This window comes from Klebsiella sp. MPUS7 (genome assembly GCF_009905335.1).
GTDB lineage: Bacteria > Pseudomonadota > Gammaproteobacteria > Enterobacterales > Enterobacteriaceae > Klebsiella > Klebsiella grimontii.
In genome coordinates this window covers 1921444-1944917 of record NZ_CP047604.1, presented here as the reverse complement: position 1 = coordinate 1944917, position 23474 = coordinate 1921444, and the positions used below count along the sequence as shown (strand labels likewise).

Here is a 23474-nt window from a genome sequence, read left to right as displayed (position 1 = left end):
ATCGACATGAAAACAACTGTATTTGTTACCCACCCCAACATTAATCAGTCACGGGTAAACTCAGCCCTGGCAAAAGGTGCAGCATCACTGACCGACGTTGAAGTGCGTTATCTGTATGACCTGTATCCGGATGGCAAAATCGACGTGGCCGCTGAACAGGCTGCACTGGAAAAGACGGATCGTATCGTGCTGCAATTTCCTATGCAGTGGTACAGCACGCCGCCACTTCTTAAACAGTGGCTTGACGATGTACTGACGTACGGCTGGTCACATGGTGGAGAAACACAGGCGCTGCGCGGTAAGCAACTCATGCTGGCCGTTTCGCTGGGTGGTGCAGAGTCTGCCTATCAGCCTGATGGCGCTGCCGGACATACGGTAGGCGAGTACCTGCTGTCTTTTGAAACCATCTCCGGGTATCTGGGTATGAACTACATCAAGCCGTTTATTACAGGCGGAAGCGCGACGATAACTGACGAAGAAATCGCAGCTCAGGTCGAACAATATAAAACGGTATTAGCCTGATTACTTTCGGGCGACCATCAGTGTTTTAAAACGCCCTCAAATGTGCCGTTGCCGTTAACGGCACATTTTTATCTATGGGAAGGAGAAATCCTGTGTCTTTACAGCCAGTTGAACTGAATAAAGCATACCGATTATTGCAAGTCGGCCCAACTACAATGATTTCCGCTAAACATAATGGTAATGCCAATGTAATGGCCGCCGCATGGGTGAGTCTGGTGGGGATCAATAAAGTCATGGCGTATATCAGTCCGCAGGCTTACACCCGTGGATTGGTGGAAGAAAGTGGTCTGTTTGCCGTACAGATACCCGTAGTCAGCCAGATGGAAACCGTTTTGTACGCAGGTGAGCACAGCTACCGTGACAGGCCTGAAAAGAATCATAAAATACCGATGTTCTACATGAAAGAGTTCGATATTCCGCTGGTAGAGGGCTGTGCTGGCTGGCTTGTATGTAAGGTAATGCCAAATGCGGAATACGAGCTGGAACATAATCTGTTCATGGGAGAAATTGCCGGGGCGTGGAGTGACGATCGGGTTTTTCGCAATGGGCACTGGATATTTGATGAAGCACCAGACGAATTACGAACCATACACTATGTCGCCGGGGGGCAGTTTTATGCCATCGGCAAAGGAACCCGCTTTGACCATGGTCCGGGCAAAGACTGATACACGAGTGCTTTTTGTACTGGTACAACAAACTGCAGGGGCTGGTTGTTAAAATGCTTTTCTTTTCTCTCATGACCAGCAGCAGGCGATGTTGCCTCTGAGCCAGAAGGGGAAGCCGCTTTTCGACGCCTGCAGCCTGCCTTCCTATATGCTCCTGTCAGCCCGCAGCACTCATCAATGAACAATGGCATATCAAAGAGAAGGATCTGTGTCTTTAACCAGAAAGTGACAGTTTTGTTCTACCCACCGGTTGAGTTCATTTGCTGCCTGCCAGAGGGACGTTCCCAGCTCCGTGAGTGCATATTCGACTTTGGGCGGTACTTCACGAAAGACAGTGCGCGTAACAAGATGCCTGCTTTCAAGTTCCTTTAGAACGTTTCTCCGGCACCTCAGATAAAATAGACGGGTTTGCAGCGGCTGCCGGCTCAATACTTTTTTCGAGGATCAGTATGTTGTCAAGTCACTACAGGAGCAGTTTGCGGCCTATGCGGACATTTTCCCGGCACAGCACAGCTATCGCTCAGTATGCGGTCTGGCTGGCGCTGGCTGAAAAAGGAATTGGTGCCAATCTGCAGCATTATAATCCTCTGATCGATGAAGATATTCGCACTGAGTGGAATGTTCCTCCATCATTGAAACTCCGCGCGCACATGAATTTCGGTGCTATCCTTTCACCCGCCAGTGAAAAAGCCTTTATGGGTGATGAAAAGCGATTCATCGTTGCCAAACAGTCCTGAGGCTTGCTTATTATATTATTACTGACAGCGCTCGCCCTGAACGGCCTTTTCACCGAAAAATCCGCTCATCGGGATAGTACAGATGGCTCCGGTACTATTAAGACGCTTCAGAACCTCAATGGAAAGCATCCGCTTTAGAAGTTCAGCTGGTACCCTCCTGTGTAAGCCCATTCAGCCCGGCTGCTGTAAAGGTTCCAGGTGTACATCTCGTCCGGCAGCCATTCCGGTGCAGGCTCCTGCAACTGAGATTGCTGTGGTCATCAGTAATGGTACGGTCCAGCCTCCGGACAACTCCTGTACTTTTCCCAGCAATAGCGGTCCCATCGCCGCCATCAGATAACCGATACTCTGCGCCATGCCTGACAGCGCGGCAGCATCACCAGCGTTTGTAGTGCGCAACCCGATGAAGGTCAGACCCAGCATCATGCTGGCACCCGAGCCGAAGCCGAGGAGTGCAGCCCACAGCATCGCCAGATTTGGCAAATAAAGGATGCCAATAAAGGATACTGCGGTTAAAAGGCTGACACCAGCAGCGGCTAATTTCTGATCGTTAAGACGACGCAGCGTGGCTGCCAGAATTAAGCCGGGAATAGCGGTGGTGAGCTGAAGGATGCCATGTACCTCACCAGCCTGAGCTGAGGATAGCCCACTGCCTGTCAGAATGACTGGCAGCCAGCCGACCGCAACATAAAAGGGCATCGCATTCAAGCCCATAAACATGGTGACCTGCCACGCCAGAGACGAGCGCCAGACCGCAACGGTCGCTGCTTTTTTCTCACCTGCTACTGGCAATTGATGCTTTTTCTTCAACTGCGGCAACCATAAAAGCATCGCAAGGAGCGGTGCAATAACCAACATGGCTAACGCGATGTTCCAGCCCCAGCTCTGCGTCAGAGGAATGACAATGGTAGAGCCGATGGCGCCAGCGGTGCCCATGGTGATGGAATATGCTCCCGTCACGGAAGCCACGTTTCCGGAAAAGTCACGTTTAATCAGGCCAGGCAGCAGGACATTGCCCAGGGCAATCCCGATACCAATTAATACTGTTCCGCCATAAAGCGCCCAGACGCTGTCTGTTGAGCGAAGCACAATCCCCGCTGAAATCACGACCAGGGCACCAAAAAGGGTGCGTTCCAGGCCATACTTGCGGGAAATCGATGCGCTCAGTGGAGAAAAGGCGGCAAAGGCCAGTAAAGGCAGCGAGTTAAGCAACCCAACGGCTGTGATACTCAGCCCAAAATCATGGCGAATGGACTCTAAAACGGGTGCGATAGCGGTAAAAGGAACACGCAGGTTAATGGCAATAAAAAGAATGCCGATCACAAGTATGATTGAAGACCACTTGTTCGTCGTGTGGGACATAAGTTTTGCTTTCTCTGAAAAAAAGAAAGACTTTAAAGGACGCATGAGTTACAGAATATAGATAATCTGACAACATATAGCTAAATCATGCCAGTTAATAAAAAACCGGTGACCTCACCGGAAGAGTTTAATGCCGATGATTTCAGTCAGGCCGCTATCGCCCTGCATGTATCATCGTCAGGCGAGTATGCCGGGCAGCGTCCGCACGCTCATCGCAAGGGGCAACTTATTCTCTCTATGCGCGGTGCAGTGCGCTGTGAGGTTGACGATGCGCTGTGGCTTGTTCCACCGGGGCATGCCGTCTGGGTTCCGGGAGAGATCCCGCACCGTTGCCGGATCACGAAGAATGCAGATACGTGCTTTTTATTCATCGAGCCCGGCGCAGCAGCGATGCCGGAAATTTGCTGTACCATAGCGGTTACACCTCTGGTCCGCGAGCTTGTTCTGTATCTTGCAGAGCAGGAACATACTTATTCTCCTGACAGTAAAACCGCCAGGCTTGCAGCGGTGCTGCTGGAGCATATTCCGGATGTGCCGGTCGAAGCACTCCATCTTCCTGTATCAGATCATCCTAAAATCCGGATTATGGCTGAGGCACTCTTTAATGAGCCAGATGACCGGCGAACGTTAAAGCAATGGGCTGCTCATCTGGCCATCAGCGAGCGATCTCTGGCTAGGCTGATAAAAGAGGCGACAGGAATGAGCTTTGGCCGCTGGCGTCAGCAGCTGCATTTGATGATTGCACTAAGCCATCTGTCTGAAGGTCAGCCCGTGCAGCGCGTAGCCGGAACTCTAGGGTATGATTCGGTAAGTGCGTTTATTACGATGTTCAGAAAAGCGCTGGGTAAATCACCGACGCAATATTTCTCTTCCCTGGATTAGTGCACAAGCACAGAAGTCGAATTTATCTAAATAACACCAGCGTCCGCTTTTCGCTCATAAGGGACAACCATACTCAAATCTCCCACATTGCAGGAGATTTGAGTATGAACACGTCACCGTGGAACAAAGACCGTATCATCGGCCAAAAAAGACCACTTCAGATATCTCATATCTGGGGTATCCGAATCCGACTTGAACTGGAAGGTAAAACGCGCGATTTAGCTCTGTTCAACATGGCCCTGGACAGTAAGCTTCGAGGCTGTGATCTGGTCAAACTCAAAGTATCTGATGTTGCATATGGTAGCTCTGTTTCAAGCAGAGCAACGGTGTTGCAACAGAAAACCGGTAGCCCTGTGCAATTTGAGATAACCAAAGGGACAAGAGAAGCTGTTGCTGCATTGATACAGCTTAGCAATTTGCACAGTAAAGACTGCTTGTTTCGGTCTAGGGTCGGAACTAACCAGCACATTTCAACCCGGCAATACAACCGAATCTTTCATGGGTGGGTAGAAAAGCTTGGTCTCGAAGATTCGCTTTACAGCACACATTCCATGAGAAGAACAAAACCTTACCTGATCTACAAGAAAACCAAGAATCTCCGGGTGATCCAACTTCTGTTGGGTCATAAGAAACTGGAAAGCACAGTCCGTTATCTGGGCATTGAAGTCGATGATGCGTTAGAGATCTCTGAATCGATTGAAGTCTAAGGTTGTCAGGGCTGCAACAGCAGCCCTGTGCCAAAAGTGGAAGTTTGTATTTCAAAATTCTGCAAACAAAACGGGGATTCTTAAAGTTACACAACCAGTGAATCCAGTGTCACTAAATGGCTAAGGGATACACATTTTTGCTTTACAATAAAATCGGTTTCTTCCGCCTCTTTTGGAAGCATGTATAAAATATCCAACGGCAATTCAGCCCCTGCAATCTTCAGCTCTGCTTTGAGCTGGATTAATGCTTCTCCTGCAGGGCCTATAACCAAAATATCGTAATCAGTGCCAACCCCCAAAAGCGACGAACCAAACATAAAACATTCAAAAAACTTCAATGAATTGCACGTTTTTAAAAGGTGGCGTGCCACATCGTTTACCGACATCAACGACGAAGAATTAATTCCTTGAATTCTGACCATTTCATGATTCCGCAACCAAGTTCACGCCCTGCTACAACGGCATTATTAGTAGGATCTCCGTTAGGATTAATGTTCCACATGACATCAACCGGACCAAACTTTTCCCAAAATGATCGCACGGCATCAGCTGTAGGCTCGTATTCAAGTAGCATTCCCACCCTCAGCTTGCGACCATTGGCTAAATGAATATTGAATACGCGATCAAATTCCCTCTCTATACTTTTTACAACTCCCATTTGAGTTATAAGCCGATATGAGAAAAAATAATCTTTGTGAGAAGCAATATTAACATTATTGTCTGAAAGGGCAGAATATAAGGTACCTGCATTACCCCATCCTACTTTTGCGTTACTTAAGTAGTTGATAGCCTCACCTGTCCACACACACTCTTTCCTGTAACCACATAGAAAATCCAAATCAGGGAATTTTTCATGATACTGCTTAGCTATCTCAAGAGTGATCTCATATGATGCGGAAATAATAACTAATGTGTCAGGTCTGTCGTGGATAGAAATTCTGATAGCATCGTCAGCAACGTGTTCTGCAGAACCTGTTCTTTTAAAGTGGTTATTTATATTTTCAAGTGCATATTTAACTTGCCAGTTCATGCAAATATCCCATCCATATCTTGAGGGTAACGAATGGCCCTTCCAGAAACACCACAAACATGTCGCTCAGAAAGCCCGCGAACATGTTCTTTGTATTGTGCAAAGGTTTCCCGCTCTTCGGCTGTCAGATGGCATAAATTCATGCTTATGATCGCCTGAATGCGGAAGTGATTAGGTAAAATGACACTTTTCATCCTTTGCGACCATATTTGGGCCGTTTCAGACTCAGGATTGAAGTCAGACCTTGCCCCTTCAACAGGAGCGAACTCTTTCCATATAGCCTTATTTTCATCCATAGCTGCTACGACAGCCTCTCTCGCTTGTCTTCTATCTTCATAACGAATATTACCTTGCTTGTGCGCTAAGGCTGCAAGATGGTTGCTCTTCCACTCTAAAATCATGCTTCTTGAAAAGGACTCAGGCGCTTTATCGATAATGGTGTGGCAAGTTGGACATAGCAGTATGAGGTTTTCAAATGAGTCTGCTTCAAACTCCTCAGCAGGTCTCTCTTCGTGGCGGGGCCCAGTATCACCATGAGGAATGACATGTGCCATTTCAGCAATATGCTTATCACCGCCTATCTCTGCTGGGAAAAGCGGCTTAAGGCAGTCTGGTTTCTGACAATGACCTGCGGACGCCGAAAACAGCCGCAATTTGGTTTCGTTTGGGATACTTTTCCGAATAGCCATATTAGATTCCAAGCACTTGATTGTACGAGTAAAAATCTACCGCACTACAGTTGAAATAGTATACAGCTGACCAGCCTTATATTGCACTGAGTTTTTCATCATGCGTTATTCCATTTTGATAACAATATCGAACTTCCGCTCCTCGCTCGTTGCCGACTGTCACGCTGAATCGTGTTCTAATAAAGAACACGGCCAGATCAAGTCTGAGCCAATACACCTAAAGTTATGAGCGGGCTCTTTGCCGCCCGCCCCCGCAGCCTGCGAATTTTTCCTGACACACTGTGCCACGAAAAATTCGTAGGGAGGTTATACCTTTAACACCACCACGACTCTGCCCACAAGAATATATTGTCAAAGCCACATTCCTTTGCGACTTCTTGCCCCTGCCCTCAGGCTTTATCCATTAAATAACGATGCGCTTTTGATGCCTCACTAGCAGCTTTGAAAACATAGCGCTTATCGTTTTTCAGTGCTTTCAGCCAAGAAGCAATATAGCTTTCGTGCTGCACCTCTCCAACAATACCCAAATCCGCCATCAGAAAAGCACTTCCCAGCTCAGCCACTAATTCCTCCTCCGCATAATCTGCGCTGCCAAATTTCCCTTTCATTTCACGGTTAAGCCTTTTTTTACCACCGCTCCAGTGAACCAGCTCATGCAGGCCAGTAGCGTAGAAATTAGCAGCAGCGGAAAAAAGGTGACGCTCTGGTAGCCAGACCTCATCAGTTGAGGGTTGGAAAAAGGCATTTTGTCCTTTCTCAATGATGTTTGCGCCACTCTTTTGGAACAGATTTTCAGCCTCCGGCAACGGGTCAAAGATTGCTTCTGGGCTGACTATTTCAGTTGTCAGAGGAAGGCCATCAATTTGTTCAACGTTGAACACATTGAAGGTTTTCAGCATTGGGATCTGGTCGATGTCACCGTCTTCGTTTTCTTTCTCTAAGGTTTTATAGAAAATGGCTGCCGTACCGTGTTCACCTTTTCGAACCTGCCCGCCTATTGCCTGCGCCTGTTTGTAGGTCATCCAGCGTGAATCACCAAAGCCCTGTTTTGACGCGCTGCACCACAACAGCATGATATTCATTCCGCTATACGCGATACCGGTTGCGAAGTTGGAAGGCAACCCAGACATGCCCGGCACTCGTTTCCACGGGCAAGACCACGGTTTTACACCGGCTTCAAGCGTTGCAATGATGTTGTTGGTGACAGTCTGATAAATATCGGTTTTGGCTTTAGAAAATTTCGTTTTTGAGGAGCCTGACTGCTCCAGCGGGGATACGCTGGTCGCCGCTGCGGTGTTAGGGGCGCTAGTCTGGGTATGCAGGGAAATGGTCATGTTTTTTCTCCGTCAGTGGTGTGATTTTCGTCTTCGTATCGCCTGACGGTTCGCTTTCCCGACATCATTCCGGCCAGCAAGGGCGCAGAATGCGTGCCATTTACCCTTGCGGGATGGGTTGTGTTGGGAAACGATTAACCGGAAGCTGATACGAGAACGGAAGTCACACGGAGAAAAAACTGACACAGCATAGGCGGGCGTAGCGCCCCTTAGACCGCAGCAGTGAAAGGGGGTTGGGAAGTACGTTCATATAGCTATTTAAGGTGCTGCACACAGCCAAACTCGCTACATTTCGGACACAGCCCAACGCATTAAGCTTTTCTCAAAGCCAGTCAGTTGAAGGTGCTCTACTCTGGGTGCTAGGGTCCGAAGTTTCGCCAGCAGATCGTTCAGATGTTCCGATGGCAAGATGAGGTTCTTGATCTGAGTCGAGATCTGAGTGGGAATTCCGTATTCGTCCAACGCAGTAAGTAGCGGGTCGAGGAACATATTTTCAAGCGGCTCAGCAAAGAAGCTGAAATCTCCCGGCTCGCTCCCTTCTTTCGCCAGCACATCGGCCTGAATTTTATTTACGGCCATGATGTCCCGAGGCAATCGGAAACACACCATGTTTCTAATGAATTTCAGGCGCAGATTGATCGCTTCGCTGGATGTGTGTTCCGGTCGTCGATTCTCCACCGCGTCTCTTAGGTAAGCAGGCAGGTTTTTCTGAGTTCGGAGCTCATTGATGTGCCACACCAATTGCGAGCTGGACGAGATACCATAATCCATAAGGTTACCGCCCTCCAGAATGTAAACCAGCTCACATAAGTAATTTAGTTGGTTCGGCTCAGGAATGCCTTTCCAGTCCAGAAGCTTGCTGCTGAGCAGTAAGTCACGAATGATCGCTTCTGCTACCTCGATTTGCCGCTCAATCGGAACGTGCCGATTCTCTATCAGGGTTGTCGGCGACAATACCGGGTTGGCGTATGCATCTTGCAGCCGGCCACGTGAAATATCGGTAAGGTATTCGTTCTCCAGTTGCATGAGGAGTCCCATTGGGGAGTTTTCATCCTGATGGCCGATGGGGTATTCGACTGTGAGGCCCTGCTCAAGGGGAGGCGCTTCGAGCATGAAGACTTTTCCAATGAAGTACTTATTCATGCGGCCTGCGCGACCGGAAATATTCTTGTAGGTGAAGTAATCGAACGTTGAATTCTTCAGGCGGCGGTCGTAAATGATCACGTTCTCTGCCGATGTGTTGACACCTTCAATCATCGTAGATGTACAGATGATTCGCTTGATGATGCCCTCGTTGAACAACTTGACGATGTACTGCTGCAATGCACGTGGCACTCCGCCATGGTGAATCCCGATACCCAGAGATATTGCCTTAGCAACGTTCCATTCAGGGTGGTAGTGTTTAGAGATCCATGCTGCTATTTCCTGCGTCTCTGGTACTGGTGTCAGCCCAGCTTCCTGAATCAAATACTCTGCGACCCTTTTCGCACTAGGTGGTGCCTGACAGTATATTAAGGTAGGCGAGTCTAGGGTTGTGACCAACTCGAGCAATTTTTCCTTTCGCTCTTCGGATCGCATCTCCAGATTGAAATTCTGGATGTCGACCGCGACAGTGCTGTAGTCGGATGGGATGAAGTGGTACTCATAGTCATCCAAACCAGAGATCTTCTGAATGTGAGGCCCGAGCATGTAGAACTGAGCACCAGTCTTTGCGAGCTTGTGAAAGGCCAAGCTCAGGTCAACAGCGCGCGTGCTTTCGTCTGTGGCATTCCCCAGATCGATTTTGTAGAACTCGTCCAAGACGAAGAACTCCACATCAGCAAGATCAGGACGCTGGATGACACGCTCTTGGGTGAGCAAGTAGACATTGGTTGTCTCGCTCACAGATTCCTGGCTCGGATGCGTAATCAGGTTGAAGTCCTTAAAGCGTTTGACCAGACGACGGCGGGTTTCGTCGATCAGCGCAATGGTCGGAACGATCACCACCACCTTTTTGAATCGTCTCTGTGCCAGCACAGCGTCAATTACTAGACTTTTTCCGACGCTTGTAGAAGCACTGAGTACAACGTTTCGGCCTTGCATGATCAAGCTGAAAACATGAGCCTGCAGGTGATGAAACACCATGCCCTGTTCTACTCCCTCGACCCTGTGAGCTTCATAAGCCAAGCGATCAGAAATCGCCATGCTGCTGAGGTGAGGAGTGATATAGGGGAATAGTCCGACAGCTCGTACCATGTTTAGCAGGAGCGACTGTTCGACAGAGTCAAAAAGCTTAAATTTGTCGAGTGCTCGGATCACCAAATCGCGGCCCTCCCACTCTGAATTGCTTCTGTTGACAATGGTGTTGATGGCGAGAAGCACATCGACCGTCGATGCGCTTTCTTCACCCAGTTTCGCCAGGATGTTCTTGATTTTTTCGTAATTCATAGCCGCTTTGTTCCTTGAGACATCTGCGGCAGAGTGACCTGCCCGGGATATCTTCATCCTCGTATACCTTCTGCTCCGTAATCCGGAGAGCATGTATCAGTTATGCCTATAATTCTTCCAGCTTTTCGCAGTAAGAGTTGAAAGCCTTGGTCAGATGTTCAATGCTTTCCATAGGCACCAAAAAGATGTGCACCTTCACTTGTTTGATGTTCTCCGGCAGTTCCGAGGTGAACGTTCTGAAGTGGGTTTCGATCTCTATCTTGAGGTTGTCTACGTAATCAGTGAGCCAGCCTGACGAAAGCGCTGCACTATCGTAGGTCAACAAGATAGGGAAGCAGAGAATATTCAGCATGTCATCGACAGGAGAATTTCGATGCAGAGCTTGGTTGAAGGAATCTGCTTTTGGCTGGTGATGTAAAGGTTCGCGTAAAGAAATAATGATTTCTCGCTCTGCCGACAGCACGGTTTCTGAGATCGTTTCGTCAAGAATTTCGCGAATTTGCTCTAGGGTTGTATCCATATCATTTGCTTTGATCAAGCGGGCAAGACCTAGCCACAACTGATCATCCTGATCAGGCATCTGAACGATGTGAGCATTGCCAAATTCTGAAAGCTTGTCAGCAGATTTGTAGAATACTTTGCACGCAACGGGCTCGCTGTCTTGGCGACTGCGCAGGATGGAGTGCAGAATTAGTTCTGCAATGAGCCTATCGCGCGGAAGCTCACTGTCGCTGAAGGTACTGATTGACCTAGCCAGGATCGCTTTGGCGTTATGCGCGAGGATGTTTACGATTTCACTGGCCTTTAGGGAAAACTCAGGTAGCCATTCGATGAGATGCTTTGCGTAATTTTCGTGCCGCCATTTCTTAAGTGCATAGCGCACGTCAAAACCAGAAAATGAGTGCAATAAGCCCTCTTTAGTGTTGGCGTGAAACTCGACCAAGAACGGATCCGGACGCTTTTTATATGGTTTGGATGTGGCTGTTGACTTGTCATCAGCCTCGTCTAATAATTTTCTGAGGTAAGCCAGCGTCGGATCTCGAAGGATGATCTTAGATGCTGCAGCTGTCTTCACGCTAGCCGTGGCCGCTTTGTCAGCAATCTCTAAAAATTCTTCGTAAATTGCCTTTAGTTGCGTGAAGTTGGGACGATTTCCAAGCACCTCCGCAAGCTGGGACAAAGCCTTTATATTGACGGCCTCCAACGCCTCAACATCACCGTACACCTGCCAGACAAAGTTTTCCGCCCAGTACAAAAAGTTCCTTTTTTGAGGTGAGACAAAAGTTTTAAACGTCTTGCACAGTGCCATACCTCGGGTCGTGGTTATGTCAGGCAGAACACGCTTATCTATCTCTTTCTTGAATCCTTCAAGAATTTTTGCGACGTCGCGCTTGGTCACGATTCGGAAACGGGCAATACCTGGACGTACATCGCATTTCAGCGATTTATGCAGAAGCGAAGAATTAGCCTTGCTGCCATCTAACGCCGTTATCTCTTTCAAGTTCCATTTGCCATCACTTTCGGTTGTTTTGACCTGAATGTATTCATTTAGAATCTGGCCCTCGCATTGGAATACAGCCACGATATCATCCGCTGTCTCGCATTCCACTTGAGAGTAGTTGCTGTCTCGGAGCATCTTGAAGATGAAACTAACAGCTACGCGATCCTGATACTTGAAGCCTTGCCTTGCCGCAGGCCCACCTGCATCAGATAGGCTAGTAATACTCATCATGACATCCTTGCATTGCGAGAAGATTTGCAGAAATCGGACATCAGCTCAGCCAATCAAGACAACACATGCAAAACCTGCTAATACTACAGCGCTATTCCTAATAGAAGTCATTGGCAGGTCATCTGCAATATTTATTGTCACTTTATGCTGCTCTCAATAGTCCAGGTAAAAGCAATATTTCGATTGAATCACCCAGCAGTCGTGAACACAAGTTAACCGCTTTTTGCCGAATGCAGTCATTTATACAAATGGATAATAGACGAAATAAATCATTGCGTCTCAGCTTTGCAGATCGCGCAGCTCTAAGTTCGCTGTTTGCTCATCCATAATAGGATTGGCTATCGCCATACTTCTGTATCCCGACGCCTACCGACCGCCTTCCAGATCCGGGTCTGCACGCTAGTACTTGCCATGGAGCTCAATACACAGGAACGACCAATGACATGTCCAGTCTTCTTTCCTGACGCCTTCACCTCCGTGGTTGTAACCCGTGGTTACGTAACTGGGGCATGGTGAGCCCCTTGCTCAAAAAAAGTGCTGTACAATGTGGATAGAGCGAAGTGATAGTGAACAACTGCCCCATCATCTTAACAAAACAGGTATGGCGGTTAGCCTACTAGCAGGATAACCGCCTTTGTTTTCAATTTCAGCGAGCCTTTTTCTATATGTCCCTTCCGCAAGACACCAGTAATACACCAGACATTTCAGATACTCTTAAAGGTCAAAATGCCGCCCGGCTTATCATTGATAATGATCCCGCAGCAGTTCATATCCATGATCCCAGAACCATCGAGTTTGCAGATGCCATGATCGACACTGCTGCAGGCGAACTTAAAAACGCCGCCGGTATACTCAAAAAAATGGTTAAGGGTGCGGCTGCAAGCGCAGAAGATCTAGCGGTGGCAACCTTCCAGGGTATCATCGAAATTATTCAGAACGCAGATGATGTAAGGGCGACTAAGGTATGGTTTGGACTAAGATCAACTGAAGCAGGTAAACAGCTACTGCTTGTCCACAATGGCACTCCAGTAACCTGCCTCAACGTTCTTGGGATGGTTCTTCCTTACCAAACTTCCAAGACCAATAGAATAGACCAACGTGGCCGATTTGGGATCGGGATGAAAACTCTTTTGCGCATTGCCGACTCAATTTCCGTACACTCTGCGCCTTACCATTTTTCATGTAATCAACTAGATTTTAACCGCTTGCCACCTGAACCAGCTCTTCCTGGTTTTTATGACCCGGGACACCATACGCTGATTGTCGCAGATCTTAATTCAGCCTTTGATGATGCTGAGCTCATTGAATGGTTTGATTCATGGCGCCATGAAGGATTACTGTTTCTAAGTTCGGTAAGCCAATTAAAATGGTGTGAACTGGATGGCAGTATAAAAAGCGAACGCTCGCTGGATTTTTCAAGCTGGAAGGATACTGGTTATGAGCTGCAACACCCGGGAATCAGAAAGCTGCAATATCGATACGCTAAAAGTAAAGAAGATGACTGGACTGTCTGGCGAGCATCGGTAGCCGTTCCTGAACATTTACACCCAGCTCATAAAACACGTAGTGAAGAAACAGATATTTCAATCGCCATTTCGTCACAGCCGGTTAACTCAGGAATCTTCATTGGCTTTCGTACCGATATTCCCTCAACGCTCCCTTTTTCATTAGATGCACAATTCGATCCTAGTACGTCACGTGAGTCCATTATAGAAAATGACTGGAATCGATGGTTAATAGATCGAACTGCAGAAGTCGTTGGAAATATAGCCGCTGGGATGCTAATTACCAGCCCCAAAACGGCATGGAATCTCATTCCACTCTCTATTGAGGGCGTAGATCCAGGCCGTAGCTCAATTCTTAACAAGCGTTTTTTAGCCGCGCTAAAAACAACCAGAACATGGTTATCTCAGCATGCCCTGATACAACTACCTTTAGGTAATTATCCTTTTTCTGATCTCAGTTACGAAGAAGACATACTAACTGGTTTTCTGACCGAAGAGGATGTCGAACTCATTCATAAAGGTTTGCATGCTTTACATAGAAGTACCCGGGATAGCCAGGATCGCTGGCGTAGTGTTATGGATGAACTCAATGTGTCAAGACTTGTCGATACAGGTGAATTACTTGATGCCATGGAAAACCGGATATTCAATTTTAAACCTGCGGCATGGTGGGTCAATGCAGGGGCATGCCTTGTTGAGAATCATGAAAATACCGAATTATTTGAACGTCCCTTCCTGCTTTCTCATCTTAATGAACCAGTTTCCTGCAAACCGAAAGCGCAAACTTCAATCCCTCTGGTTTTGAACAGCCCTTCTGATTTTTCTTTACACTGGGGGCTGATGGAACGACTGCATTCAGATTATGCTGATAAGAGTACTGGCGAACCAGTCATTGCATGGCTGGATAACCACGCCGCTTTTGTCAGCCAAACCGACACAGCTATCGAACTGAATGCCTTTGCAGAGAAATTCGAAAAAAGCAGCATTGAAATATCTGAAGATGAGCTCCGCTTACTTCGGGACAAATTTGATTATCTACGGGACACCGAAGCAAAGGTTATAGGGACTAAAATTGGCACTATTCTCAAACTGGATGGATATGTCTATGATGGTGTTCGGATGCTCCGACAAAAAGTGCGCCTCTCAGAAAGCTATCTGTGTAAAACCCTAGATGGTGAAAACTCAACGTGGCCTGATGCCGCCGGGAAAACAGATGGTATTCAATGGGTTGGAGCCAAATATGAAGCCATTTTGAAAACTAACATCACCAAAGGAGCAAAACGCAAACGCGAGGATGGAACACAATCTCGGGGAGCCAGAAAGTTTCTATTCCTGCTTGGGGTTGAATCATCACCTCGTATAGAGAAAGTGAATGAAAACCTCTATTGGGGAACAGAGCTCCGTAAAAAAGAACTCAGGGAACATGGAGCTGAGCTGGTTGATTACGACTATGAATCACCAGATCTTGAGCATGTCATTCAAAATATCAAGGAAGCCACTAAGCAGCACGCGAAACAGCGAAGTCCTGCGCTGGTCCATACCCTTTCCAAAAACTGGCATCGCCTGTATGCCCATGTCTCAATGGTCCCCTCCCTTCACAAAGCGATTAAGTACTTTTATAAAAAGGGAAATGTCACAGCTGCGTGGCTGAATACACTAAGAAGTGTCGATTGGGTTGCGGTCGGTAAAGGAGAAACTGTTTTTTCTAATATTGCTGTGTTGAAGACCCCAGAGACTCAAACGCTTTACCAGACCTTCATCTGCGGGGTAAATGCCAAGGATATTGATCTCGATTTTTTAACCGCATTAGGCATCATTACTGATGTCAGAATCAGTGACCTACTAACTCAACTTAAGGCCTTACGTGACAGCCCGAGAATGGTAGATCAGACTCAAACACAGTCGATTTACCGTGCAATTGCAAAACGCTGTCCTTCTTCCGAGTCATATTTTTCATCGAAAGTGGGCGAACTCACTATCCAGGAGCTCAGGAGTCGCTTTCTAGAGGGAAAAGGACTCGTTTATGTGCCCTCAAAAGGATGGGCTAAACCAAACGAATTACTTAGAGGGCTAGATATTTTCCATGGCCAGCGACTTTTTGTGCCTGGAGGCTCGTCGTCAAATTGCCAAAACCTTTGGCGTACACTGAATATCCCCGAACCAGGCATTGATGACTGTATCCAATGCTGTCGGGAACTGACTCGTGAACAGTATGATTCAAGAATAGAATCTCAGCTTATGGATGTTTATCGTTACATGGAGAAATTGCTGGAGCATGCAGAGCGCTACCATAAAGATAAGTTACGGGTACTACCACTGTTCTGCTCGACTGGCTGGGTAACTCAACGCCCAATTCACTACGTGGACAATCCAGAGCTTCGGCAGCAATTAAGTAAGAGGCTTCCTACCCTTCATTGCTGGATACCGCCTTGTGATATACAGGATTTCCCTAGACTGGTTAAAGCACTTAGAGTAAAAGAACTGAATCCTGAACTTCAGATTCTCGGTAATAATTCCTACGCTAAAGAGCGTGGTGACCAGGAAAGATTACGTTTTGGGCATGCTGTTGAACACCTGTCAAATGAGCTTGCCAGAAGTACCCCTGAATTACGTGAAAAACTCGTTATAAGCTGGGATACTCTTAGGAATACTCAGCTCTATATTTACGAGCACCCCATCACAGTGCGTGCATTGTCTTCAGAGTTCCCTGCTGGATTTATTGAAGTTGCTCTTAATGCCGTGAGTTTGAACCAATCCGAAGTCTTCCATTTTTATAATGACGCAATCGGCAATCGTGATTCTGGAGGATGGCTTATTGCTTCTCTGTTTCCTGCAAAAGAACGTCGGCGAATTGATGGCGAATGGGTTCTTGCTTGGCAAAAAAGCTGTCACTCAGCGGCAGAAGCAATCCGCCTTGCGAGTGACGAGGCTCGTACTGAAGCCATGGAAGATATAATCACCAATATTAACGGTTCGGTAAAACACAAAATTAACGTTACTCCACCGAAGAGCCGATCAGTTGGAGCGAAGCCAAGAACACTGAAGCCATCGGTAGGTGCTATGGTCGGAGCTTCGCTGCAGACCAAGGCTGCACCCTCAAAATCTACAGCCACCCGTGGAGGATCCCGAGGACTGAAAAATACCCCGCCAGTGCCCCAACGAGGTCCAAGTTCATCAGTTCCCGCACCGGTTGCCTATACCAACGCAGATCTTGAGCAGAGAGCTTGGGAGCTACTTTCCCAAGCTCTGGACACAACCGACGATCAGAGGATTATTGATTTCAGACGCAATCATGGTGTGGGTGCCGATGCCGTTATTGACTGGAAACAGTTTATCGAAATGAAAGCCACTGGCCGTGGTCCCCAGAACCAGATAGAGATGTCTAACAATGAGTACTTACGCGCTAAGGAACGTGGAAGCAACTTTATTCTGGCTCTTGTGTCAGGACTTGAAACAGGTCAGTCGGATGAAATCAGGCTCATAATTGATCCTGTTAATTGTGCCAACGTAATCCCTACTAATGGGGTCAGATTAGGTGGGTTACTTGATGCCCCCTCCGTTGTTATTGAGTTTGAGAGCAGTAATGATGAATAGATAATCCTTGGCGATTCACCACATTCAGAGTGGGGAACTCAAACTAGTTTTATGTCACCTGTGTCATTGGTGGTCACTCTGGTGGTCTTGACAGAAGGGGATTTCTGATTTAGCTTAATAATTAGCCAGTTACTGGCAAAGGCGATCCCAGTCAGAGGAGCCAAATTTGAAAAGCCTGCTTTTGAAGCAGGCTTTTTGCTTTTCTGCATCCTGGCGTTAACTCAAAATAGCATCCAGCCTGGCAAGCACTTCATTTACCATAGCGTCTGGTATGCTTTCCAGCCGCATGCCATTCCGGGCAGCCATATCAATGGTTCTGGGCTGGTCGCAGCGAATAACGCCAATCGTTTTTGTCCCTGCCCCTGCCAGTGAAACTGGTGAAACCTGCCGTGCGAGCAAAGTTTCCACCGCTGGTGATGGGAACAACAACGGGTAGCCGGGTCAGCTTGTTAAACGATGCCTTCGATACGATAAGCACGGGACGTTTTCCGCTTTGCTCGTAGCCTGCAATCGGATCCAGTGAAACGAGCCAGATTTCTCCTCTGTCCATTTACAGGATCTCCTTGCCCACCGCAGGCGCATCAATCCATTCCCGATCCTCTTCGCTCATTTCGGCGTGCGGATCGCACTGCGCCAGCAGTTCCTCAAGCGAATAATGGGGCCGTTTCTGGGGTTCAATAATCAGGCAGCCATTATTAATGGTCATGCCGACTTCGCTGTCCGTCGACAGTTCCAGCGTTTTCAGAACGGCGGGAGCTTAGTGCGTAACAAAGAAGGCCGATAATAGAAAACTGTTTTGGTGGTTCAAAGAATTACCGCGGATTGGATAAACGAAATGCGGTGCAGCTTCCGTATCCGGGCTGCGCCGGAGGGGCATCAGCAAAAGCGTGAAGGCCACCTTGTCGAGCTTTTCATGCTGACCGTTCCGCTGCTCAACCGCTCACGGTTTACAGTTCAAATCCGTAGTGAGAACCATCCGGCAACTCAACATCAAGACGTAGCTTGCCGCCGGTGGCTTCAACGTAGCGTTTAAGCGTGGAAAGCTTCAGGTCACGGCCTGGTTTTTCCATGCCTGCAACGGTAGGTTGCCTGATGCCCAGCGCCTGCGCCATTTCGACCTGCGTTTTCTGTACTTTCTCACGCAGTTCTGCAAGGTGAATGTTGAGCAGGATGTCCGCCGCCATAGCCCGGGCGTCAGCCACGACTTCCGGTTTTTCATCCGCCATCAGCTGTTCCAACGTTCTGCCCATCGCGTTACTCCTTCTCTTTGAATGTCTTCAGCCAGTTCGTGAATTCCCGCTCAGCAACAGGGAGCATCTCATCGTAAAAACGTTTTTCATTGCCAACCTTATTACCGGCACAAAGCACAATGCCGGTACGGGCCGGGTCAAAAGCGAAAAATGCCCGTATCGGCTCGCCCCGGCTCTGAATACGCAACTCTTTCATGTCGCTGTAGCGGGAGCCTCTCAGCGTATCGGCATAAGGTCTGGACAAACCCGGCCCCTTTTCTCGCAGGACCAACAACGCTGCAAGCACCCTGGCCCTATCGGTATCGTTGAGCGAGGTAAACCAGCGCTCAAACGTATCCGTTGTTTTAATCATCCACACGGGACCTCCAAATCAATATAGGTCAAATGCTATATAGGTGTAAACCTATAAAATTGATTATGGAGAGATGGGACACGAGATTCATGCGTCGTTACTGCAAAGCTGAAGACGCATTCGGCTATTTCAGTGAATAACATGCAAGGGATTCACCGTTTTACGACCTGTCCCGAAAAAGCCGTTCAGGTATTGGCACAGTGCATGCTGAGCTGTCGCGCGTCACTGGCGTTCTCTCGGTCTCCCGCCTGCAACTCAGAGAGTCTCGACAACCCTAATTTCGGGATGTAGCTTTTCAATCAGCCCGTTAATGGCAAAGGCGCTCCCAGTCAGAGGAGCTATATTTAAGAAGCCCGCTTATGGAAACTAAGCGGGATTTTTGTTTACCGCTACGCTGAGCGTTTCGGGAAAATCAGGCTGAAAACAATTTGCGCGCCCGGCTGCTGCGACAGGCACTGAGCGCGAGCCTCACCGCCGTGCAGAGTCATAATTGCGCGTACGATCGACAATCCCAGCCCGCTGGCATGGCTACTGCGCGCGGCGTCTGCGCGATAGAAACGCTCAAACAGCTTTTCCAGATGTACCTGCGAAATCGGCGGGCCCTGATTAATCACCTGGATGACCTGTCGGTTTTCTTCCATGCCGGCTCGTAAGATGATTTGGCTCGCTTCATCGGCATAGCGAACCGCGTTGGCCACCAGATTGCTTAACGCCCTCTGGAACAGCATCGCATCGGCCCACAGCTGCCCTTCGCCTTCGCAAATCAGCTGAATATCGCGCTCCTCCGCCAGCCCCTCGAAATAATCCGCGACACGCTGTAGCTCCTGAGCAATATCCAGTTCCCGGCAGTTCAGCACCGACTGCGCATGGCTGGCGCGCGCCAGAAACAGAATATTTTCCACCATGCGTGAAATGCGTTCCAACTCCTCCATGTTGCTGGAGAGCAACGTTTCATACTCCTCCACGCTGCGAGGCTGATACAGCGCCACCTGACACTGGCCCATTAGCGCCCCTACCGGTGTGCGGATCTCGTGGGCCAGATCGGCGGAAAACCGCGTCAGGCGCTGATAGCCTTCGTTGAGCCTGTCGAGCATGGCGTTGAAGGAGACAATCAGCTGCTGCAGTTCCTGCGGCGCGTCCTGTTCGCTCAGGCGAGTCGCCAGCGTACTGGGCGTGATGATCGCCGCCTCTGCGGCCATACGCCTTAATGGCCGCAGCTCGCGACGCATCACCCAGTAGCCCAGCAGCGCAATCGCCAGAAAGGCCACCGCCACCGCCGCGATGACGCGCCACAGGTAGCGCGCCAGCATTTTCTGTTCATTTACCATCACATGCGCGACAGAAATTTGCAGTACCCTGCCATCTTCCAGCGTCACCAGCCCCGACGCCACACGCAGCGGAACCCCCTGCCCGGTCATTCCGCTCTGTACCTCATTCAGGCGCTGCGGACGATCCGCCGGCGTCGGCGTCACCGACGGTAATTGAACCCTGGCAGGATTCACATTAATTAACGGCGCCTGTCCCGGAATACGAAAGATTAAAACGTCCTGCTCGTTGCCCAACATGTTTTCGAACATCCCAGTGTTCGCCACCAGCCGCTCCAGCGGAAAGCGTTTACTGAGTACGTTTCGGTAATATTCTATGCGCCCGGTCACCTGCAGATCGCTACGGTGAATCATCTCCTGACGCATGGCGTGATATAAGTATCCGCCAGCGGCGCTGACCACCAGCGCTGCAACCAGGGCAAACAGAACGGCGCTTCGCAACGTCAGCGATGTCGCCTGCCAACGGCGAGCCAGCACGTTCATCAACGAACCTCGCAAACGTAGCCGATGCCGCGGACGGTATGAATAAGTTTGATATCGAACGGCCGGTCGATTTTGGCGCGCAGGCGTTTGATCGCCACATCCACCACGTTGGTGTCGCTGTCGAAATTCATATCCCATACCTGCGAGGCGATCATGGTGCGCGACAGCACCTCTCCTTCACGCCGGACCAGCAGATGCAGCAGCATAAACTCTTTGTTGGTCAGCGGTATCACGGTGTCCTGACGGGTGGCTCTGCGCCGCAGCACATCAATATGCAGGTCGGCAATTTCATAGCGATCGGATTCCCGTACGGTTCCGCGGCGCAACAGCGTACGCAACCTGAGCACCAGTTCGGTAAAGGAGAAAGGTTTGACCAGGTAATCGTCCGCCCCCAGCTCCAGGCCATGAATACGGTCCTGCACCTCGTCGCGGGCGGTAAGAAACAGTATCGGCACATCGCTTTTCTTGCGTAAAACATCAATAATCTGCCAGCCGTCAAGCCCGGGCAGCATGACGTCGAGCACTATCGCATCGTAACCATACTCCAGCGCCCGAAATAAGCCGTCGGTACCGTCGCGCGCCAAATCAACGCCGTATCCGGCCTCCGTTAACCCCTTTTTCAGGTAATTACCGGTCCCGATATCATCTTCCACCACTAATATGCGCATGCTTACCACCTCTTCACGTCTGCGGACAGATTAACAGTTTCTGCGCCGCGGCTTGATGACATTAATGTCATCAAACGGACATGGTGTTGTCCCGATCCCCTGGCCATGCTTAACCGGCAAACCATCACAGGAGAATGTCATGCATACACGCCATCGTATTGCCGGTTTACTGTTGTCTACCCTGATGCTCTGCAGCGGCATAGCCACTGCGGCGCAGACGCCGGCTAAAGCTATCACGCCGCTGCGCGGCACCATCGATCAGGTCTCGGATACCGCTCTGCAAATCAGCAACCGTCAAGGGGAAAAGGTCGACGTAAAGCTCAACGACAAAACGCAGGTTTTTAGCGTCGCCAAAGGTTCGATCGACGATATCAAGCCGGACAGCTTTATCGGCACCGCAGCGGTCCCCCAGGCCGACGGTAGCCTGAAGGCGCTGGAAGTACACGTGTTTGCCGCCAGCCTCCGCGGCACGGGCGAAGGGCATTCTCCGTGGGAGTCCGCGGACGGTAAAATCAACACCATGACCAACGGCACCATCGGCAAGCTGGTAAACGCCAACGGCCGCACGCTAACCGTTAAATACGGCGATCGGCAAAAAAACGTCATCGTCCCTGACGATACGCCGGTAGTGACCATCAATCCCGGCGATCGCGGCCTGCTGAAGCCCGGTACGCATATCGTGCTGTTCTCCGCCACTAACGATAAAGGCGAACGCGTCGCCACCCGCATTTCCGCCGGAAAAGACGGCACCGTACCGCCGATGTAATCCAGGAGACGTGCATGAAAACCAACGCGTCGCGGCCAGTACATCGCTGGCCGGTCAGGCTCACCCACTGGGTGAATCTGGTCGCCATGATCGGTATGTTCATGAGCGGCTGGGAAATCTACAACGCTTCGCCGCTGTTCGACTTCCGCTTTCCGCCCTCCCTCACCCTGGGCGGCTGGCTGGGCGGCGCGATTGGCTGGCACCTGGCGGTGATGTGGCTGCTGGTCGTTAACGCTGTTTGCTACCTGCTGTGGAGTCTGTTCAGCGGCCATCTACGCCGCGACCTGCTGCCGCTACGTCTGGCCGCGCTCCGGCAGGATATCTGGCTGACCTTAACGCTGCGGCTGAACCACCGCCTCGGCCATTACAATGCGATTCAAAAGCTTATGTACCTCGGCGTTATGGCGCTCGGCCTGCTGCTGGTGCTCTCCGGGCTGGCTATCTGGAAACCGGTACAGCTCTACTGGCTGGTGGCGCTGTTTGGCGGTTTTCCTGTCGCGCGCTATGTCCACTTCTGCGCCATGGCGGGCATCGGACTGTTCGTCGTTATCCATGTGCTGATGGTGTTAATCGTACCTTCCACCCTGTGGGCCATGCTGTCAGGAGGCAAACATGAAGGGTAAAGCGCCAACCCGCCGGGCGCCCGCGCTCGAGCCGGATCAGAAAAAACAGCTGGTAAATGTGCAGCGCCGATTACTCCTGCGATCCGGGCTGACGCTGGGAGGCGTGGCGATGCTGACCGGATGCAACATGCAGGATGGCGATCAAGTCGACAAAGTGCTGTGGGCTATGTCGCGCTGGAACGATCGGGTCCAGTCCTGGCTGTTCAGCGGCCAGCGCCTGGCCCAGACTTACCGTCCGGATCAAATTACCCACCCCTTTCCGTTTAACGCTTTTTATCCGCAATATAACGCGCCGGAAGTCGATCTGTTCGACTATCGTCTGGAAGTCTCCGGTAAGGTGGAGAAAAAAGCGCCGTGGACGCTGGAACAGCTACAGCGTCTGCCGCAACAGAGCCAGATCACCCGGCTGATCTGCATTGAAGGCTGGAGCGCAATTGGTCAATGGGGCGGCGTACCGCTAAAGCTATTCCTGCAACATGTCGGCGCCGACCTCAACGCGCGCTATGTCGGCTTTAAGTGCGCGGATCGCTATTATTCCAGTATTGATATGGCCACCGCGCTGCACCCGCAAACCATTTTGGCGCTGGATTTTGCCGGTAAGTCGCTGCCGGCGGAGTATGGTTTTCCGCTACGACTGCGGGTGCCGACCAAGCTGGGGTTCAAAAACGCCAAGCATATCGCCGCCATTTTCGTCAGCGATACCAACCCCGGCGGCTACTGGGAGGATCAGGGCTATAACTGGTTTAGCGGTATTTAGCGCCCGCGCTGCGCCGGTAAAACGGAACCGGGCAGCGTTAATGGCGCGGGATCGCGACCGGACG

Annotated in this window: 21 protein-coding genes and 2 pseudogenes; 9 read left to right on the top strand and 14 right to left on the bottom strand. The window is 49.8% G+C overall.

What is annotated here, in order from left to right; translation table 11 throughout:
* Positions 1 to 6 precede the first annotated feature (6 nt).
* Positions 7 to 522 (top strand): NAD(P)H-dependent oxidoreductase, encoded by a 516-nt coding sequence (locus GUC22_RS09120; protein ID WP_032754872.1) that lies wholly within the window; start codon positions 7 to 9, stop codon positions 520 to 522.
* Between the two features lie 92 nt (positions 523 to 614).
* Positions 615 to 1187, top strand: coding sequence for a flavin reductase family protein (locus GUC22_RS09115; protein ID WP_004136862.1), 573 nt, complete (start codon positions 615 to 617; stop codon positions 1185 to 1187).
* A 192-nt stretch (positions 1188 to 1379) separates the two neighbouring features.
* On the opposite strand, the gene GUC22_RS09110 is transcribed toward GUC22_RS09115, so the two are convergent.
* The gene (locus GUC22_RS09110; RefSeq protein WP_072123626.1) at positions 1380 to 1616 is read right to left on the bottom strand and encodes a winged helix-turn-helix transcriptional regulator; all 237 of its coding nucleotides are present in this window, start codon (positions 1614 to 1616) and stop codon (positions 1380 to 1382) included.
* Between the two features lie 20 nt (positions 1617 to 1636).
* Between GUC22_RS09110 and GUC22_RS09105 the strand changes: the two genes are divergently transcribed.
* Positions 1637 to 1924, top strand: a complete 288-nt coding sequence (locus tag GUC22_RS09105) for a hypothetical protein (RefSeq protein ID WP_323071165.1) — start codon at positions 1637 to 1639, stop codon at positions 1922 to 1924.
* A gap of 171 nt (positions 1925 to 2095) precedes the next feature.
* On the opposite strand, the gene GUC22_RS09100 is transcribed toward GUC22_RS09105, so the two are convergent.
* Positions 2096 to 3286, bottom strand: coding sequence for a CynX/NimT family MFS transporter (locus GUC22_RS09100; RefSeq protein WP_004136868.1), 1191 nt, complete (start codon positions 3284 to 3286; stop codon positions 2096 to 2098).
* 87 nt (positions 3287 to 3373) lie between these two features.
* Between GUC22_RS09100 and GUC22_RS09095 the strand changes: the two genes are divergently transcribed.
* The gene (locus GUC22_RS09095; protein ID WP_012540031.1) at positions 3374 to 4168 is read left to right on the top strand and encodes an AraC family transcriptional regulator; all 795 of its coding nucleotides are present in this window, start codon (positions 3374 to 3376) and stop codon (positions 4166 to 4168) included.
* 104 nt (positions 4169 to 4272) lie between these two features.
* Complete coding sequence (locus GUC22_RS09090) at positions 4273 to 4875, top strand: site-specific integrase (RefSeq protein WP_032754877.1); 603 nt, start codon at positions 4273 to 4275, stop codon at positions 4873 to 4875.
* Between the two features lie 86 nt (positions 4876 to 4961).
* Here the strand turns inward: GUC22_RS09090 and GUC22_RS09085 are convergent, their stop codons facing one another.
* From GUC22_RS09085 to GUC22_RS09060, 6 genes are all read right to left on the bottom strand, one after another.
* Positions 4962 to 5297: a hypothetical protein gene (locus tag GUC22_RS09085; protein WP_224375514.1), complete on the bottom strand. Its 336-nt coding sequence runs from the start codon at positions 5295 to 5297 to the stop codon at positions 4962 to 4964.
* The gene (locus tag GUC22_RS27400) at positions 5261 to 5905 is read right to left on the bottom strand and encodes a hypothetical protein (protein ID WP_032754882.1); all 645 of its coding nucleotides are present in this window, start codon (positions 5903 to 5905) and stop codon (positions 5261 to 5263) included. Before GUC22_RS27400 ends, GUC22_RS09085 begins: the two co-directional genes overlap by 37 nt.
* Positions 5902 to 6594: an HNH endonuclease signature motif containing protein gene (locus GUC22_RS09075; protein WP_032754885.1), complete on the bottom strand. Its 693-nt coding sequence runs from the start codon at positions 6592 to 6594 to the stop codon at positions 5902 to 5904. Before GUC22_RS09075 ends, GUC22_RS27400 begins: the two co-directional genes overlap by 4 nt.
* Before the next feature lie 389 nt (positions 6595 to 6983).
* Entirely contained in the window at positions 6984 to 7928 is a 945-nt protein-coding gene (locus GUC22_RS09070) for an ArdC family protein (protein ID WP_032754888.1), read from the bottom strand.
* A gap of 285 nt (positions 7929 to 8213) precedes the next feature.
* The gene (locus GUC22_RS09065) at positions 8214 to 10355 is read right to left on the bottom strand and encodes a DEAD/DEAH box helicase (protein ID WP_160183492.1); all 2142 of its coding nucleotides are present in this window, start codon (positions 10353 to 10355) and stop codon (positions 8214 to 8216) included.
* Between the two features lie 106 nt (positions 10356 to 10461).
* Positions 10462 to 12087: a dsDNA nuclease domain-containing protein gene (locus GUC22_RS09060; RefSeq protein WP_227673671.1), complete on the bottom strand. Its 1626-nt coding sequence runs from the start codon at positions 12085 to 12087 to the stop codon at positions 10462 to 10464.
* Positions 12088 to 12752: 665 nt separating this feature from the next.
* On the opposite strand from GUC22_RS09060, the gene GUC22_RS09055 reads away from it, so the two are divergent.
* Complete coding sequence (locus tag GUC22_RS09055; RefSeq protein WP_050887871.1) at positions 12753 to 17186, top strand: sacsin N-terminal ATP-binding-like domain-containing protein; 4434 nt, start codon at positions 12753 to 12755, stop codon at positions 17184 to 17186.
* A gap of 216 nt (positions 17187 to 17402) precedes the next feature.
* Here GUC22_RS09055 and GUC22_RS09050 read toward each other — a convergent pair.
* The 6 genes and pseudogenes from GUC22_RS09050 to GUC22_RS09025 form a co-directional block, all read right to left on the bottom strand.
* A pseudogene (locus GUC22_RS09050) lies at positions 17403 to 17736 on the bottom strand (type II toxin-antitoxin system PemK/MazF family toxin).
* Positions 17737 to 17940, bottom strand: a pseudogene (locus GUC22_RS09045) (hypothetical protein); the annotation flags it as partial.
* 193 nt (positions 17941 to 18133) lie between these two features.
* Positions 18134 to 18436, bottom strand: a complete 303-nt coding sequence (locus tag GUC22_RS09040) for a helix-turn-helix domain-containing protein (protein ID WP_004132739.1) — start codon at positions 18434 to 18436, stop codon at positions 18134 to 18136.
* Between the two features lie 4 nt (positions 18437 to 18440).
* Positions 18441 to 18794, bottom strand: coding sequence for a type II toxin-antitoxin system RelE/ParE family toxin (locus GUC22_RS09035; protein WP_049089248.1), 354 nt, complete (start codon positions 18792 to 18794; stop codon positions 18441 to 18443).
* A gap of 383 nt (positions 18795 to 19177) precedes the next feature.
* The gene (locus tag GUC22_RS09030) at positions 19178 to 20596 is read right to left on the bottom strand and encodes a heavy metal sensor histidine kinase (RefSeq protein WP_160183491.1); all 1419 of its coding nucleotides are present in this window, start codon (positions 20594 to 20596) and stop codon (positions 19178 to 19180) included.
* Positions 20596 to 21264 (bottom strand): heavy metal response regulator transcription factor, encoded by a 669-nt coding sequence (locus tag GUC22_RS09025; RefSeq protein WP_004132733.1) that lies wholly within the window; start codon positions 21262 to 21264, stop codon positions 20596 to 20598. Before GUC22_RS09025 ends, GUC22_RS09030 begins: the two co-directional genes overlap by 1 nt.
* Positions 21265 to 21403: 139 nt before the next feature.
* Between GUC22_RS09025 and GUC22_RS09020 the strand changes: the two genes are divergently transcribed.
* The 3 genes from GUC22_RS09020 to GUC22_RS09010 are packed head-to-tail and all read left to right on the top strand — an operon-like array spanning position 21404 to position 23410.
* Positions 21404 to 22030 carry a hypothetical protein gene (locus GUC22_RS09020; protein ID WP_004132731.1) on the top strand — a complete coding sequence of 209 codons (627 nt, stop codon included), beginning with the start codon at positions 21404 to 21406 and terminating at the stop codon, positions 22028 to 22030.
* Positions 22031 to 22044: 14 nt separating this feature from the next.
* Positions 22045 to 22653 (top strand): cytochrome b/b6 domain-containing protein, encoded by a 609-nt coding sequence (locus GUC22_RS09015; protein ID WP_004132729.1) that lies wholly within the window; start codon positions 22045 to 22047, stop codon positions 22651 to 22653.
* Positions 22643 to 23410 carry a molybdopterin-dependent oxidoreductase gene (locus tag GUC22_RS09010; protein WP_004132727.1) on the top strand — a complete coding sequence of 256 codons (768 nt, stop codon included), beginning with the start codon at positions 22643 to 22645 and terminating at the stop codon, positions 23408 to 23410. Before GUC22_RS09015 ends, GUC22_RS09010 begins: the two co-directional genes overlap by 11 nt.
* The last annotated feature ends 64 nt before the right edge of the window (positions 23411 to 23474 follow it).